13 protein-coding genes are annotated in these 15,417 nt (G+C 64.8%); 7 read left to right on the top strand and 6 right to left on the bottom strand.

Annotated features, from left to right (window positions below):
- Positions 1 to 3 precede the first annotated feature (3 nt).
- The 3 genes from hpnE to NE850_RS13185 are packed head-to-tail and all read left to right on the top strand — an operon-like array spanning position 4 to position 4,028.
- On the top strand, positions 4 to 1,272 hold the full coding sequence (gene hpnE, locus NE850_RS13195; RefSeq protein WP_165189580.1) for a hydroxysqualene dehydroxylase HpnE: 1,269 nt from the start codon (positions 4 to 6) through the stop codon (positions 1,270 to 1,272).
- Entirely contained in the window at positions 1,269 to 3,293 is a 2,025-nt protein-coding gene (gene shc, locus NE850_RS13190; protein ID WP_007178627.1) for a squalene--hopene cyclase, read from the top strand. The genes hpnE and shc overlap by 4 nt, the downstream gene beginning before the upstream one ends.
- A gap of 3 nt (positions 3,294 to 3,296) precedes the next feature.
- Positions 3,297 to 4,028 (top strand): phosphorylase, encoded by a 732-nt coding sequence (locus NE850_RS13185; protein WP_310698845.1) that lies wholly within the window; start codon positions 3,297 to 3,299, stop codon positions 4,026 to 4,028.
- A gap of 70 nt (positions 4,029 to 4,098) precedes the next feature.
- Here NE850_RS13185 and NE850_RS13180 read toward each other — a convergent pair whose 3' ends face one another.
- Together NE850_RS13180 and NE850_RS13175 are read right to left on the bottom strand one after the other, a co-directional pair.
- Positions 4,099 to 5,115 (bottom strand): VacJ family lipoprotein, encoded by a 1,017-nt coding sequence (locus NE850_RS13180; RefSeq protein WP_007178625.1) that lies wholly within the window; start codon positions 5,113 to 5,115, stop codon positions 4,099 to 4,101.
- 2 nt (positions 5,116 to 5,117) lie between these two features.
- Positions 5,118 to 7,733: an MMPL family transporter gene (locus NE850_RS13175; RefSeq protein ID WP_007178624.1), complete on the bottom strand. Its 2,616-nt coding sequence runs from the start codon at positions 7,731 to 7,733 to the stop codon at positions 5,118 to 5,120.
- A 212-nt stretch (positions 7,734 to 7,945) separates the two neighbouring features.
- Here NE850_RS13175 and NE850_RS13170 point away from each other — a divergent pair, with 212 nt between their 5' ends.
- On the top strand, positions 7,946 to 8,551 hold the full coding sequence (locus NE850_RS13170) for a phospholipid-binding protein MlaC (RefSeq protein ID WP_007178623.1): 606 nt from the start codon (positions 7,946 to 7,948) through the stop codon (positions 8,549 to 8,551).
- 112 nt (positions 8,552 to 8,663) lie between these two features.
- Here the strand turns inward: NE850_RS13170 and hpnH are convergent, their stop codons facing one another.
- Together hpnH and ispH are read right to left on the bottom strand one after the other, a co-directional pair.
- Positions 8,664 to 9,818: an adenosyl-hopene transferase HpnH gene (gene hpnH / locus NE850_RS13165; protein WP_007178622.1), complete on the bottom strand. Its 1,155-nt coding sequence runs from the start codon at positions 9,816 to 9,818 to the stop codon at positions 8,664 to 8,666.
- A gap of 10 nt (positions 9,819 to 9,828) precedes the next feature.
- The gene (ispH, locus tag NE850_RS13160) at positions 9,829 to 10,773 is read right to left on the bottom strand and encodes a 4-hydroxy-3-methylbut-2-enyl diphosphate reductase (protein WP_007178621.1); all 945 of its coding nucleotides are present in this window, start codon (positions 10,771 to 10,773) and stop codon (positions 9,829 to 9,831) included.
- Between the two features lie 350 nt (positions 10,774 to 11,123).
- Here ispH and hpnC point away from each other — a divergent pair, with 350 nt between their 5' ends.
- The gene (gene hpnC, locus NE850_RS13155; protein WP_007178620.1) at positions 11,124 to 11,990 is read left to right on the top strand and encodes a squalene synthase HpnC; all 867 of its coding nucleotides are present in this window, start codon (positions 11,124 to 11,126) and stop codon (positions 11,988 to 11,990) included.
- Positions 11,990 to 13,162, top strand: a complete 1,173-nt coding sequence (locus tag NE850_RS13150) for a glycosyltransferase (RefSeq protein ID WP_007178619.1) — start codon at positions 11,990 to 11,992, stop codon at positions 13,160 to 13,162. Before hpnC ends, NE850_RS13150 begins: the two co-directional genes overlap by 1 nt.
- 60 nt (positions 13,163 to 13,222) lie before the next feature.
- On the opposite strand, the gene NE850_RS13145 is transcribed toward NE850_RS13150, so the two are convergent.
- Both NE850_RS13145 and hpnA read right to left on the bottom strand, forming a co-directional pair.
- Positions 13,223 to 13,762 carry a hypothetical protein gene (locus tag NE850_RS13145; RefSeq protein ID WP_310698844.1) on the bottom strand — a complete coding sequence of 180 codons (540 nt, stop codon included), beginning with the start codon at positions 13,760 to 13,762 and terminating at the stop codon, positions 13,223 to 13,225.
- Positions 13,763 to 13,898: 136 nt separating this feature from the next.
- Positions 13,899 to 14,909 carry a hopanoid-associated sugar epimerase gene (gene hpnA, locus NE850_RS13140; protein ID WP_007178617.1) on the bottom strand — a complete coding sequence of 337 codons (1,011 nt, stop codon included), beginning with the start codon at positions 14,907 to 14,909 and terminating at the stop codon, positions 13,899 to 13,901.
- A 211-nt stretch (positions 14,910 to 15,120) separates the two neighbouring features.
- Here hpnA and NE850_RS13135 point away from each other — a divergent pair, with 211 nt between their 5' ends.
- Positions 15,121 to 15,414, top strand: a complete 294-nt coding sequence (locus NE850_RS13135) for an acylphosphatase (RefSeq protein ID WP_007178616.1) — start codon at positions 15,121 to 15,123, stop codon at positions 15,412 to 15,414.
- Positions 15,415 to 15,417: the final 3 nt, after the last annotated feature.

Below are 15,417 nucleotides of genomic sequence, written 5' to 3'. Positions count from 1 at the left end.
CTGATGCAAAAGCTCGTACATGTGGTCGGCGCAGGCCTTGCCGGTCTGGCCGCCGCAGTGCAGTTGCAGCGGCGCGGCGCGCACGTCGTGCTGCATGAAGCGGCTGCCCAGGCGGGCGGCCGTTGCCGTTCGTATTACGACGCGAGGCTGGGCGCGACGCTCGACAGCGGCAATCACATGGTCCTCGCGGGCAATGTCGCGACGCTCAACTACACGCGAGCGATCGGCGCCGCCGACGAACTGGCCGGGCCGGCGCAGCCCGAATATCCGTTCGTGGATCTCGCCACGCGCTCGCGCTGGACCGTGCGCCTGTCGCCGGGACGCCTGCCCTGGTGGGTCTTCGATCCGAACGCGCGCGTGCCGAACACCGGGCCGGGCGACTATCTGGCGCTCGTGCCGCTGCTGTTCGCCAAACCCGGGCGCAGCGTCGCGCAGACCATGCGCTGCACCGGTCCGTTGTGGGACCGCCTGCTGCGGCCGCTATTTCACGCCCTGCTGAACGTCGAACCACGTGAAGCGTCGGCGGAACTGACGGGCGCCATCGTGCGGCAGACCGTGATGGCCGGCGGCCTTGCGTGCCGGCCACTGGTCGCGCGCAACGGTCTGGGCAGCGCGTTCGTGGATCCGGCGTTGCGGCTGCTGCAGCATGGCGGCGCGGCGATCAGGTTGGATTCGCGCCTGGAAGAAATCGTATTTGCCGCCAACAACGGCCGTGTGCAGGCGCTGAAATTCGCCGGCGAAAGCATCGTGCTCGAAGCGGGTCACGCCGTGATTCTCGCGGTGCCGCCGGAGACCGCACAAACGCTCGTGCCCGGTGTGCGCGTACCGACGCGCTTCGCGGCGAGCGTCAACGTGCATTTCGCGATCGATCCGCCGTTTGGTTTGCCACCGGTCACCGGGCTGCTCAACGGCACGGCCGAATGGCTGTTCGCTTTCGACGGGCGCCTGTCGGCGACCTTGAACGGCGCCGAGCTGCTGCTCGACACGCCGCACGAAGCGCTCGCGGCCACTGTCTGGGCCGAAGTGGCGCAGGCGGCCAACTTGCCTGCCGCGCCGATGCCGGCGTGGCAAGTCGTCGTGGAAAAACGCGCGACCTTCGCCGCGCTGCCGGATCAGGAAACGCTGCGGCCCGGCACGCGCACTCGCTGGAAAAACCTGATGCTCGCGGGCGACTGGACGGCCACCGGCCTGCCCGCGACGATTGAAGGCGCGATCCGCTCCGGCCAGAAGGCCGCGGATACGCTGCTGAATGAACCGATGGAACGCCGATGAACGATTTATCCCAAACCCAGCCGCTGGACGCCGTTTTGCCCGAAGTCGCGGGCGCGGTGCCGCCCGCGCCGGCCGCTGCGAGCGAAGCTCCCGCAGCATTGCTCGACGCCGCCATCACGCGCGCCACCGATGCGATCCTCGCCGCGCAAAAGCCGGACGGTCACTGGGTCTACGAACTCGAAGCCGATGCGACGATTCCCGCCGAATACGTGCTGCTGGTCCACTATCTCGGCGAAACGCCGAACGTGGAGCTGGAGCAGAAGATCGCGCGCTATCTGCGCCGCATCCAGTTGCCCGACGGCGGCTGGCCCCTCTTTACCGATGGTGCGCTCGACGTCAGCGCCAGCGTCAAGGCGTACTTCGCGCTGAAGATGATCGGCGACCCGGCGGATGCCGAGCACATGGTCCGTGCGCGCGAGGCGATCCTCGCCAACGGCGGCGCCGAAGCCGTGAACGTCTTCACGCGGATTCTGCTCGCGCTGTTCGGCGTGGTGTCATGGCGCGCGGTGCCCATGATGCCCGTCGAGATCATGTTGTTGCCCATGTGGTTTCCGTTCCATCTCTCGAAGGTGTCGTACTGGGCGCGTACCGTGATCGTGCCGCTGCTCGTGCTCAATGCGAAGCGGCCGCTGGCGCGCAATCCGCGCCGCGTGCGGATCGACGAGCTGTTCCGCGGTGCGCCGGTCAACACCGGCCCGCGCGATCGGGCGCCGCATCAGCATGCTGGGTGGTTCCGGTTTTTCAGTGGCGTGGACATGCTGCTGCGCGCGGTGGACGGTCTGTTCCCGAAAGCCACGCGCGAGCGCGCGGTGCGCGCGGCGGTGGCCTTCGTCGATGAACGGCTGAACGGCGAAGACGGGCTCGGCGCGATTTTCCCGGCTATGGCGAACTCGGTGATGATGTACGACGTGCTCGGCTATCCGGCCGATCACCCGAATCGCGCGATAGCTCGCCAGTCTGTCGAAAAGCTGCTCGTTATCAAGGATGACGAAGCATATTGCCAGCCGTGTCTGTCGCCGGTCTGGGACACCTCGCTCGTCGCGCACGCGCTGCTCGAAACCGGCGAGGCGCATGCCGAGCAGGCAGCCGAACGCGGGCTCGCGTGGCTGCGTCCCCTGCAGATTCTCGACGTGCGCGGCGACTGGATTTCGCGCCGTCCGAATGTGCGGCCGGGCGGTTGGGCATTCCAGTACAACAACGACTACTACCCGGACGTCGACGACACGGCGGTGGTCGTCATGGCCATGCATCGCTCGGCGGCGCTCACGCATTCCGAGGTCGATCGCGAAGCCATAGCGCGGGCGCGCGAATGGGTGGTCGGCATGCAGAGCAGCGACGGCGGCTGGGGTGCGTTCGAGCCGGAAAACACACAGTACTACCTGAACAACATTCCGTTCTCCGACCACGGCGCCTTGCTCGATCCGCCGACCGCGGACGTCTCCGGCCGCTGTCTGTCGATGCTCGCCCAACTTGGCGAACTGCCGCAGGGTAGCGAGCCGGCCCAACGCGCGTTCGCGTACATGCTGAAGGAACAGGAATCGGACGGCAGCTGGTATGGCCGCTGGGGTCTGAACTACATCTACGGTACGTGGACCGCGCTGTGTTCGCTGAACGCAGCCGGCATGCCGCACGACGACCCGCGCATGAAGCGCGCCGCGCAGTGGCTTCTGTCGATCCAGAACGAAGACGGCGGGTGGGGCGAGGGCGGCGAGAGCTACAAGCTCGACTACCAGGGCTACGAACGCGCGCCGAGCACGGCTTCGCAAACCGCGTGGGCGCTGATGGGCCTGATGGCGGCGGGCGAAGTCAATCATGAAGCGGTGGCGCGCGGTGTCGCGTACTTGCAGCGGGAACAGCGCGAGCATGGCCTGTGGGACGAAACGCGCTTCACGGCGACCGGCTTCCCGCGCGTGTTCTATCTGCGCTACCACGGCTATCGCAAGTTCTTCCCGTTGTGGGCACTGGCGCGCTTCCGCCATCTGAAGCGTAATGGTCTGACGCGCGTCGCGGTCGGGATGTAACGGATGCCTCTTCCGAGCACTCCTTCAACGGATGGCGGCCGTAGTGCCTTGCCGGTCATCGTGGTGACGGGCATGGCGTTCGAAGCGCGAATCGCTCGCGGCGAAGGCGTCGAGGTCGTCTACGCGGCGCGCGCCGATCTGCTGGAGCAGGCATTGAGCGCAGCGGTCGCGCGTGGCTGCTCGGGCATCATGAGTTTCGGCACGGCGGGCGGTTTGGCGCCGGATTTGCAGCCGGGCTCGGTGATCGTCGCGGACGCCGTCGAGGGGCCGTTTGGGCGCTTGCCGACCGATCGGCGATGGGCGGACAGGCTTGCGGCCGTGCTGGCATCCGGGCCGCTCTCCGGGCGTGTGCGGCGCGGGCTCATGGCGGCTGTCACCGCGCCGTTGGTGAGCGCGGGCGACAAGGACGTGCTGCATCGCTCGAACGGCGCTCTGGCGGTGGACATGGAGTCGCATATTGCCGGCGCGAAGGCTGCCGCGCTTGGCGTGCCGTTCGCCGTCTGCCGCGCGATCGTCGATCCGGCGTGGCGTACGCTGCCGTCCGCGGCGACTGCCGGCCTGCGCGACGACGGCACGACCGCGCTTGCACCGATTTTACGTGAGCTGCTGCGCCAGCCGTCGCAACTCGCCGCCCTGATCCAGGTTGCCGTCGACGCCCGCGCGGCCCGCATCTCGCTAGTCGAGGCGCGGCGCGCGCTAGGCGAAGCCGGGGCCTTGCAGATGGCGAGCGCCTGAAAACGTCCTGTATATCCAGTGCCGCGCAAGTGTCAATCCAATGCGCGGCACCTCTCTGAAATCCCAACCCTTACTGCGTTACCGGTGCCGAAGCCGGCTGTGTGTTGTCGGCCGGCGGCGCTGCGGGCAGCGTTGGCGCGGGCGTGTCTGAAGCACCGTTCGGCGCTGCAGCCGGCGCAACCGACGTCGAGCCTGCTGCGCCGCTCGCCGGCGTATCACCCGGATCGGTGTAGTTGGGCACGCCAGCCGGGGCACCCGTGGCAGCGCCGGAGGCCGCGTTCGGCGCCTCCGCGGCGTCGCCCGGATCGGCGTAATTCGGCAGAGCGCCTGCCGCCGGTGCGCCTGCGGCAGGCACCGACGAAGCGCCGGAATCGCCCTGATCGTCGTAGTTCGGCAGCGGCGCCGCGTTGTCGCCCGTGCCGCGCAAACGCGCCTGGCGTTGCTGCGTATAGGCGTCGCGCACGAACGAGTACTTGTCCAGCGCGGCCTGTTGCAGCAGGTCCGACGCGCCCAGCAGGTCGGAACGCACGCTGACGAACTGCAGCACGTACAGCGGATTGCGTACCGCCGGCTCCATGTAGTTCAGCGGGTTGAACTTCACGTCGACGATAAGGCCCATGCTGTCACGCACGGTGCTCGGGCCGAACAGCGGCAGGACCAGATACGGGCCCGACGGAATGCCCCAGTGACCCAGCGTCAGGCCGAAATCCTGATGGTGCTTGGGCAGCCCGGCGGGCGTTGCCCAATCGAGCAGGCCGCCCAGACCGAAGGTCGAGTTGAACGCGAAACGGACGATGTCCTCGGTTGCGTCGGTAATCTTCAACTGCAACAGCGCGTTCGCCGCGTTCGTCAGATCGCCCAGATTCGAAAAGAAGTTACTCACCGCCGTGCGCAACGGCTGCGGCGTGACCTTCTGATAACCCTTCGCTGCCGGAACGGCGATATAGCGGTCCAACCCATCGTTAAAACTGAACACCGCCCGGTTCACCGGTTCGAACGGGTCGCCCGGTTTGCGGTCGGGGCCGGTGGCACAGCCAGAAATCAAACCGGTGGCGACGATTGCCAGCGCGGTGTTACGCAGCTTCATGCTTATATTCCTTTTTGCTTCGCGCGACGTGCGCGCGGCTTGCCCATCAGCACGGGTTGAAATACCACGGCGCCGATCAGCGTGCACAACAACGAGAGCGCCAGCAGACGCCCCATACTTGACGTCCCCGGATGGTGCGACAGCCACAGGCTGCCGAACGCCGTTGCCGTGGTCGCCGCGCTGAACAGCACAGCGTGCGTCAGGCTCGACTGCAGGAGGCCGGTCTGACCGTTGCGCCACGCCATCACGAAGTAGATCTTGAAAGCTACGCCGACGCCGAGCATCAGCGGCAGCGCGATGATATTCGCAAAGTTCAGGGGCATGCCGAAAACCACGCACAGTTCGAGCGTCACGAGCGCCGAGACCAGCAACGGAACCAGCGTGCGCAACATGTCGCTGACACGGCGCAGCGCGATCCACAGCAGGATCGCAATCGAGATGAGCGCGTAGGCGGCGGCCTGCAGGAACGCCTTGATGATGGTGTCGGCCGAATGCAGGATCGAAATCGGGCCGCCGATCGCGCCTGGCTCCGCCTTTTTCACCGCGTGGGCGAAGCGGGCGAGCATGGCGTCGTCGTTCGGATCGGTGCCGGGTTTCACCTTCGGCGAGATGTCGACGAGGGCGCGGCCGTCCTTCGATACCCAGCCTGACGAGATTTCCTTGGGCAGATTGTCACGGGTGATTTCAGTCGGCTGAAGCAGGTTGGCCAGCTGACCCAGCGCGATGCGCAACGTCTCGGACATCGCGGTTTCTGCGCGGTCGCGCGTGGCGGCGTTGGCGGCGGCTAACTTCTCTAGTGTGGCCGATAGATGCTTGGCTTCGGCGGCGCCAGGGCCTGGGTGATCGTCGGCGGCGAGCGAAAGCTGGTTCGACGTGCGCCTGAGCGCGGCGACACGCACCGCGTCCGTGGCCTGTTGCGCGGGCTGTTGCTGCAGCGCGGGCAACAGTTGCTGCGCGGCGCTCGCGATCAGCATCAGCTTTTGCTGCTGGTCGGTGGGAACGAAGGTGTCGAGCGTGTTGACGCGTCCCACTTCCGGCAACGTGCGCAGGCGCGCGGCCATGCGGTCGGCCTCGGCGAGCGACGGCGCCAGCACATGCACGTTGTTGACCGCGGCTTCCGGCGAGTCCTTCAGCGACAACAGCGTGGCCATCGACTCCGTGTGCGGATCCTTCAGATGAAGCGGGTTGAAGTCGAAGCGCAAATGCGTGAGCAACGGCGTGGCGCCGATCACGACGATCAGCGTGCCGATCAGCACCGGCTTGCGATGATGATCGAGAAAATCGTCGACGGGCGCGAGTTGCTTGAAGCCAGGCGAACCGGCTTCGCCCGGCGGATTGAAGATCTTCAGCAGGGCCGGCAGCAGCGTCATGTTGGTGAAGTACGCCACGAACATGCCGACGCCCGCGATTTCGCCCAGTTCGGACACGCCGCGGTAAGCCGTCGGCAGGAACGAGAAGAAGCTCAGCGCGACGGCGACCGCGGCGAGCGTGAGCGGCACGCCGATGCTGTGCGACGTATGCATGAGGGCGGCGGACAGACGGTCGTCGCGATTGCGCTCCTCACGATACTTGACGCCGAACTGCACGCCGAAATCGACCCCGAGCCCTACGAACAGCACCATGAAGGCGACCGAAATCATGTTGAGCGCGCCCACCATCAGCAGCCCGAGCGCCGCGGTGATGGCGAGCCCCACGAACAGCGTGATGAACACGGCCGCGATCATGCGGCCCGAGCGCAATGCCAGCCACAAAATGATCAGCACGACGATAAAGGTGCCGATGCCGTTGAGCACCGCGCCGTCCTTGACTGACGCGAATTCTTCGTCAGCGAGCGGTTGTTCGCCGGTCAGACGGATCGTGGCGCCATAGCGCGAGTCGAGGTGCAGCGCGGCGGCCGTGTTGCGGATCGACTTCGACGCCGTGGCGCCCGGCTCCAGCGCGTCGTAGTTCACGACCGGTTGCACGACGACGAAGGCGCGCGCCGGCTCCGTGGCCGCGCTCTTGTCGACCAGCGCACGCCACGAGAACGCCGCCGGTTGGCCAGCCAGCACCCTGTCGAGGGTGGTCGCGCTTTGCGACAGCAGATGGCTCATGTCGCCAAGCTTCACCTGACCGATCTGCAGCGGCAGCAACAGGCTCGTGGTGAGCGTGCCGGCGAGGCCGGTCAGGCTCGGATCGTGCGCGAGGGCATTGACGAGCGGGCGCGACTGGACGAGTTGCGAGGTGGTCGACATCACCTCGTCGGTCGACGGAAACAGCAGGCCGTTGTGTTCGAAGAACGGGCCGCCGGCCGGCTGCGAAACCGCCACGAATTCCTTGGGATCGGCTTTGAGCGCGGCAGTCAGCGCCTGGGCAGCGGCATCGGCGAATTCCGGCGCGCGTGCTTCGACGACCACCAGCACGGTATCGCCGCGATCGGGGAACGCCTGGTCTATGGCGTTGTCCAGAGCCGTCCATTGCTTGTCGGTCTCGATGAGACGGCTGATGTCCGTGTTGATCTTGAAGTTATGGGCAACGTAGAAGCCGCTCAGAACGGCGAGCACGAACGACACGGCGACGATCCGCAGTGGATGACGCACTGAATACGCGACGAGACGGACAATAGATGACTTCAGCATGTAGGCGAAGGTGGTCTTATCACGGTGTTGTTTTTGACGAAAGTGCACAAGTATACAGAGCCGGAGCGATTAGGCTCTGGTTCGCTAGCAAGTGCGGCTCCCGGAAGGGTGCTTTGGGGCGGGAACGCAATGTCGGTATACTGGTCTATCCTGCTTTCGCCGCGAGCTTGCGAGCCCGGCGGCGCTTTCTTCTTTCAGGTTCTGTCGAGCGTATGAAACGTTATCTGTCTGCTTTTCTGGCTGCGGCCGTCGTATCCACTGCGGCTTACGCGCAAAGCGCGCCCGACGCGGTGGTAAAAAGTGCTGTCGAGGGCACGGTGGCCGCGATGAAGGCTGACCCGCAGGCGCGCGGCGGCGACATGGCGAAGATCACCCAGCTCGTCCAGTCGCGCTTCCTGCCGGCCACCGACTTTCAGCGCACCACGCGGATCGCGGTCGGCAAGGCGTGGACCACCGCGACGCCCGAACAGCAAAAGCAACTGTACGAGCAGTTTACGCTGCTGCTCACCCGCACTTATGCTGCTTCGCTATCCCAACTGCGTGACCAGGACGTCAAGTTCAAGTTCTTGCCGGCCAACGTGCCGGCCGGTGCCAAAGACGTCGTCGTGCAGTCGCACGTGCTCAGCAATGGCGGCGACGACGCGATCGACTATCGCATGACCAAAGACGGCGCTGGCTGGAAGGTCTACGACATCAACATGATGGGCGCCTGGTTGATCCAGGTGTACCAGACGCAGTTCGCCGACCAGATCGCCAAAGGCGGCATTGACGGGCTGATCAAGTTCTTGACCGCTCACAATGCGCGCAGCGCGGGGTAACGGTCAAATGCCTCGTGAGGCATGAGGCGTAAAAAAAGCGCGGTGGTTTGATGGCCACCGCGCTTTTTTTCTTCGCGATCACCGGCGGCGCGACAGCACCGCCAACGACCGCTTAGTGGGCTGCTGTAGCCGTCTGCACTTTCTTGCCCTTGCCGGAAACCTTGATCTCTTCCAGCTTGATCTCGACGTGGCGGGAGAAGACATATTCGGCCGGGCGTTGCTTATCCAGAGGAATATCTTTGGTGAAAGCGCCCGACGTTTTCGGTCCGCGCAGGCTGACCTTCAACGCCTTCAGCGGATGCGCTACCGTGTCCATCACGGCGGTCGCTTCGAAACCGCAGTGAACCATGCAGTCGGCACACTTCTCGTAGTTACCCGTGCCGTATTTTTCCCACTGCGTGGTTTCCATCAGTTCCTTGAAGGTCTTCACGTAACCTTCGCCGACCAGATAACACGGCTTTTGCCAGCCGAACACGGTACGTGCCGGGTTGCCCCACGGCGTGCACTCGTACGTCTGATTGCCGGCCAGGAAGTCGAGGAACATGCCCGACTGGCTGAACGACCAGTTCTTGCCATTGTTGCCGCGCTTGAAAATCTCGCGGAACAGTTGCTTGGTCTTGTCGCGGTTCAGGAAGTGCTGCTGATCCGGCGCGCGCTCATACGCATAACCCGGCGAAACGGTGATGCCGTCCACGCCCATCGGGCCCAGCGTGTCGAAGAACGCGGCGACGCGTTCCGGCACGGCGTCGTTGAACAACGTGCAGTTGATGTTCACGCGGAAACCGCGGCGCTTCGCTTCCTTGATGGCGGCGACAGCCTTGTCGTACACGCCTTCCTGCGACACCGAATGATCGTGCGCCTGCTGATCGCCGTCGAGGTGAACCGACCACACGAAGTACGGATTCGGCTCGTAGTCGTCCATCTTCTTTTCCATCAGCAGCGCGTTCGTGCACAGGTACACAAACTTCTTGCGCGCGATGATGCCCTTCACGATCTGCGGCATTTCCTTGTGCAGAAGCGGTTCGCCGCCTGCGATCGAGACCACCGGCGCGCCGCATTCGTCGACGGCGCCGAGGCATTCTTCCAGCGACAGACGCTGATTCAGGATGGGATCCGGATAGTCGATCTTGCCGCAGCCATTGCAGGCGAGATTGCAGCGGAACAGCGGCTCCAGCATCAGGGCGAGCGGGTAGCGTTTATTGCCGGAGAGATGTTGACGCATGATGTATGCGCCGACCCGGACTTTCTGTAGCAGCGGAATAGACAAAACGTCCTCCTTAAACTTCGCGTGCGGCGAGTGGTTGCATCAGCTTCGATGGCAACTTGAATTCGACTTTCTCTTCACGGCCCGCCATCGTCGTGACATCGACAGGCCCCAATGCGCTCAGCGCATCGATTACGTTCTTCACCATCTCTTCCGGCGCCGAAGCACCGGCCGTGATGCCGACGGTCTGCACGTTCGCAAACCATTCCGGCTTCACCTCCGAACCGTCGGCGACGAGGTAACTCGCCACGCCGCTTTCGCTGCCGATCTCGCGCAGCCGGTTCGAGTTCGAACTATTGGTTGCGCCCACCACCAGCAGCACGTCCACCTGTTTGCTCAACTCGCGTACCGCCGCCTGGCGGTTTTGCGTGGCATAGCAGATGTCGCGCGTATCCGGGCCGACGATGTCGGTGAAACGGCTCAGCAGGGCGTCGATAATGCCACGCGTGTCGTCCACCGACAGCGTGGTCTGCGTGACATAAGCGAGCGGCGTGTCGAGCGGCAGGTCGAGGTTTTCGACCTCGGCCTCGCTCTGCACCAGCAGCACTTTGCCCGGAATCTGGCCGACCGTGCCTTCCACTTCCGGATGCCCGGCGTGGCCGATCAAAATCAGCGTGCGGCCGGCGCCGACATATTGGCGACCCTGCACATGCACTTTGGTGACCAGCGGGCAGGTCGCGTCAAGCACGTCGAGACCGCGCGCTTCGGCGTCACGCTCGACAGTTTGAGCGACACCGTGAGCGCTGAAAATCGCCACGGCGCCTTGCGGCACTTCGTCGAGTTCCTCGACGAAGCGCGCGCCTTTCTGGCGCAGATTGTCGACTACGTGACGATTGTGAACAATCTCGTGGCGTACGTACACGGGTGCGCCGTGTTGTTGTAACGCGCGATCGACAATCTCGATTGCACGAACAACACCCGCACAAAAGCCGCGGGGTTGAGCAAGGATGACTCGCATAAGTTGGCGAACTCCGACTGACGCGGGTTCGAAGAAGTCGGTAAATATGACTCTATCGCCGCGATCATCTAATTAGTTGACGTCTTGAGCCCGGCGACAGCCGGTACAGCAAAACCAAACGCGCATTCTAACGCTATCAGGCCGGCTTTGCTCTGGGGGCGCCCGGCCGGTGTTGGGCGGGCGCCGCAGTGGCAGGCGGCGGCTGGAGCGGCAAGCAGGCTCACGGCAATGCGGATACGGCAATCGTGCGGCAATCATTACACGCTGCAGCGGTTTAACGGAACCCTTAAACTACGTAGTCCTGCGGCGCTGCGGCGCCCGCATTACAAAAGGGTTTCGAGGCTCGCTGGATGGACGTCGATCAGTACGAAAATTTTCCGGTCGCGAGCGTGTTGCTGCCAAAGGCGCTGCGCGCGCCTGTCGGCATAATCTATCAGGTCGTCCGCACGGCGGGCGACATTGCCGACGAAGGCGACTGGAGCGCGGCCGAACGGCACGCCCGTCTCGCCGACTTCCGCGCCGGCCTCGACGCGGTGGCGGCGCGGCGCGCGGCGCCGGTGCACCCGCATCTGTTCGGCAAGCTCGCCGGTGTCGTGGCGCAGTATAAACTACCGCTCGCGCCGTTCTACGATCTGCTGCATGCGTGCGCTCAGGATATCGACACCAGCCGCTATGCCGACCGGGCCGCGCTGCTGGACTATTGCCGCCACTCGGCGAATCCGCTCGGGCATCTGATGCTGCACCTGATCGGCGCGGCCACGCCGGAAAATCTCGCCGACGCCGACGCGATCTGCACGGCGTCGCAGTTGATCAGTTTCTGGCTCGACGTCTCCGCCGACTGGAAAAAGGACCGCTTGTATCTGCCGCTCGCGGACCTGCGGCGCTTCAACGTGAGCGAGGCGCATATCGCCAACGGTGTCGCCGATCAGGACTGGCGCGCGCTCATGGCACATGAAGTGTCCTTCGTCCGGGAGATGCTGGTGCGCGGCGCGCCGCTTGCATTGCGCATTTCCGGCCGGCTGGGAATCGAGTTATGCGGCGCCATTCACGGCGGCCTGCGCTTCCTCGAACGGATCGAGAAGGCAGGCTACGACGTGTTTCGCGAGCGGCCGGAACTCAATACGTTTGACTGGTGCGTCGTCGCGGCCCGCACTGCAGTGATGTGGCTGTCGCGGCGCGTCGGTGTGGCAGCGCGTTCAATCGAGGGTAATGCTTAATGGCGGTGGTTCTGTTTCTTCTTTCGTGTGTTTCCCTGCTGATCTGGTGTGTGTTGCTGTTCGCGCGCGGCGGTTTCTGGCGCGCGCGTCCTGCCGCGCCGCTCACCATCGGGCCGCGCGCGTCCTGGCCGGCGGTTGCCGCCGTGGTGCCGGCCCGCAATGAAGTCGATGTGATTGCAGAGGCGGTCACCACGCTGCTTCAGCAGGACTATCCGGGCGAATTCCACGTGATCGTCGTGGACGACCACAGCACCGACGGCACCGCCGACGCCGCCCGGGCGGCCGCGTTGCAGTTGCAGTGCCCCGACCGCCTGACCGTGCTGAGCGCGAAGCCGCTGCCGCCGGGCTGGTCGGGCAAGGTGTGGGCGCAGTCGCAAGGTATCGAGGCCGTGCGCACGCTCGGCTTGCCGGCGGACTTTCTGCTGCTGACGGACGCCGACATCGGCCATCCCGCCGACGCGGTTGCGCAACTCGTCGCGCGCGCGGACGCGGAACAGCGTGATCTCGTCTCGCTGATGGTCCGCCTGCGCTGCGATTCGTTCTGGGAAAAGGCGCTGATTCCCGCGTTCGTCTTCTTCTTTGCCAAGCTGTATCCGTTCTCGTGGGTCAACAACCCGCGCAATCGTACGGCGGCGGCCGCAGGCGGCTGCATGCTGGTGCGCCGTAGCGCGCTGGAAGAAGCGGGCGGCATCGAGTCGATCCGCGCCGAGCTGATCGACGATTGCAGCCTGGCCGCACGAATCAAGCATCGCGGCACGGGGCGCCATCCGATCCGGCTGGATGTGGCGGCGCGCAGCGTATCGCTGCGTCCGTACGACAGCTGGCGTGAGGTCTGGAACATGATCGCGCGCACGGCTTTCACGCAGTTGCATTACTCGCCGTTGCTGCTGGCGGGCACGCTGGTGGGCATGACGATCATCTATCTGATGCCGCCGGTGGCCGCACTGGTGCTCGGTCCGACGGGGTGGCCCGCATGGCTTGCCTGGGCGGCCATGTGCTGCGCTTATGCGCCGATGCTCAGCTACTATCGCCGCTCGCCGCTGTGGGCGCCATTTCTGCCGCTGGTCGCGCTGTTTTATGTCGGCGCGACGTTTGCGTCGGCGGTGCGCTACTGGCGTGGCAAGGGCGGGCAGTGGAAGGCGCGTGTTCAGGCGCCAGTGCAGGAACGCTGAAGCAGCGCTCAGAAACGGTCGGAATGGGAAAGCAGCGCTCTCGGGCGCCGCTTTTTCACATTAGCCTTTGGTGAGCATCATGTAGAGCTGGATCACCATGTCCGGCGAGAACGTGAACGGCACCCAGCCATGGCCCGTATGGCGCATCACCAGCAAACGGTCGCCGTTCGACTGCTTTTGCACCGCCATGACCGGATTCTTCGTGGATACGAAGCGCCAGCCCGTAGGAATTCCAGGCGGCGGTTCCGGCGTCATCGAGGCGCGCGCGTTCGACAATTCCTCGATCAGTTGGCCGATCTGCTCCGCGCGCAGCGCGACCGTCTGGCCGCCGATCGTCATCGTGATCTCGTTCTGCGCGGGACGATTGATTTCGAGCGTGGGCTGAAGCTGCGGGGCCGGTGCCTTGTCTTCGACGGCCGCCTCGGTCCCAGCCGCAACCGCTTGCGCGGTGGATTCGGTCGCGATCGGATCCGCCGCCGTTTGTGGCGCGGCGGCGTGAGCGGGTGTCTCGGGGATGTTTTCGGCCTGCGGGGCCACGACAGCCTGAATGAGCTGATCGACGCCCATTTCCAGTGCGCCGAGCTGTTCGTGAAGATTCATGCGAGGTTTCTCTGGTAAGACCTACGATTTTACCTGCTGCGCGTAGGCTTTTACCTGTCGCTAACACGGTGACGTTGTAACAAATGCTTGCGGCTATACCGTATTGTCCGGCGCGGGCCGCGCGTTCGGATCCGCATCAGGCCTTCAGATAGCCCGCTTGCCGGAACCAGTCGAGCGCGTCGCCCAGACCCTGGCGGTAGGGTCGCGCACGATAGCCGAGCTCGCGTTCCGCTTTCGCCGACGTGAAATACATCTTGTTCTTCGACATTTTCAAACCGTCGACGGTGACGAACGGTTCGCGTTTCGTGATCTTGGCGATCGCTTCGGCGCCCATCGCCAGCGGATAGAGCGGCCAGCGCGGCAGGCTCAGTGTTGGCGCCTTGCGGCCGGTCAGCGCCGCGATATCCGCGAGCATCTGTTGAAGCGACAGATTTTCGCCGCCCAGGATATAGCGCTCGCCGATCTTGCCGCGTTCGAGCGCGAGGAAATGGCCGGCCGCGACGTCGTCTACGTGCACGAGGTTGAGCCCCGTGTCGACGAACGCCGGAATCTTGCCGAGCGCCGCTTCCACGATGATGCGTCCGGTCGGCGTTGGTTTGACGTCGCGCGGACCGATCGGCGTGGACGGATTGACGACCACGGCGGGCAGGCCGTCTTCCGCGATCATCCGCTCCACCGCGCGTTCGGCCAGCACCTTGCTGCGCTTGTACACGCCAATGGCCTGATCGGCTTTGAGCGGCGAGGTTTCATCGGCGGACTGGCCGGAACTGGTCACTTTCAGCGTTGCCACGCTGCTCGTGTAGACGATGCGCTCGACGCCTTCCTTCAGCGCCGCGCGCATCGTCGCCTCGGTGCCTTCCAGGTTCGAGCGCTCGATCTCGCTCGGGTCCGGCGCCCACAGGCGATAGTCGGCGGCCACGTGCAGCAGATAGCGTACGCCGCGCAGCGCGTTGCGCATCGACGCTTCATCGCGCATGTCGCCGACCACGATTTCCGCGTCCAGCGACTCGACGTTTTGACGCGGACTGGTGGCGCGTACCAGCACACGCACCCTGAAACCCTTCTGTTGCGCGACGCGTGCCACCGACGAGCCGACGAAGCCGGAGGCGCCGGTCACGAGTACGAGATCGCGATTCTGTTCGGTCATTCTGTTTCCATTTCCCTGCGTGACAGTCGACGGATTGTACGTGGCGCGCGTGTTGCGTGTCGCGCGGGCGGCCCGAGCGGACGGCTGGAGGCGCGTTGCCGAGCAAGCTTGCCGTGACGCGACTAGAATGCCGGCTTGAAGATTTTTGCGTTTGCATGGGACCGGAGTCAGTGCTGAAGCGCTAACTCCGGCCGACAGAGGAGAGGACGGCATGGCCCCGGATCTGGATCAGCGGATCGAAACATATTACGTGCGGGTGCGCGGCACCGTGCAGGGCGTCGGCTTTCGCCACGCGACCGTGCGGCAGGCCCACGCGCTCGGAATCAAGGGATGGGTGGCGAATCTCGACGACGGTTCCGTCGAAGCCATGTTGCAAGGCTCGGCCAACCAGGTGGACCGCATGTTGTCGTGGCTGCGTCACGGACCGCCGGCGGCGCGCGTGACTGAGGTCAGCGGCGAAGAGCGCTCGACCGAGAAGCGTTACGAACGCTTCGAACAGCACTGAGCC

It is taken from the genome of Paraburkholderia sp. USG1 (assembly GCF_031570135.1).
GTDB classification, from domain to species: domain Bacteria; phylum Pseudomonadota; class Gammaproteobacteria; order Burkholderiales; family Burkholderiaceae; genus Paraburkholderia; species Paraburkholderia dioscoreae.
Note: the sequence above shows the minus strand (reverse complement) of the source record. Positions and strands in the feature narration are given on the sequence as shown.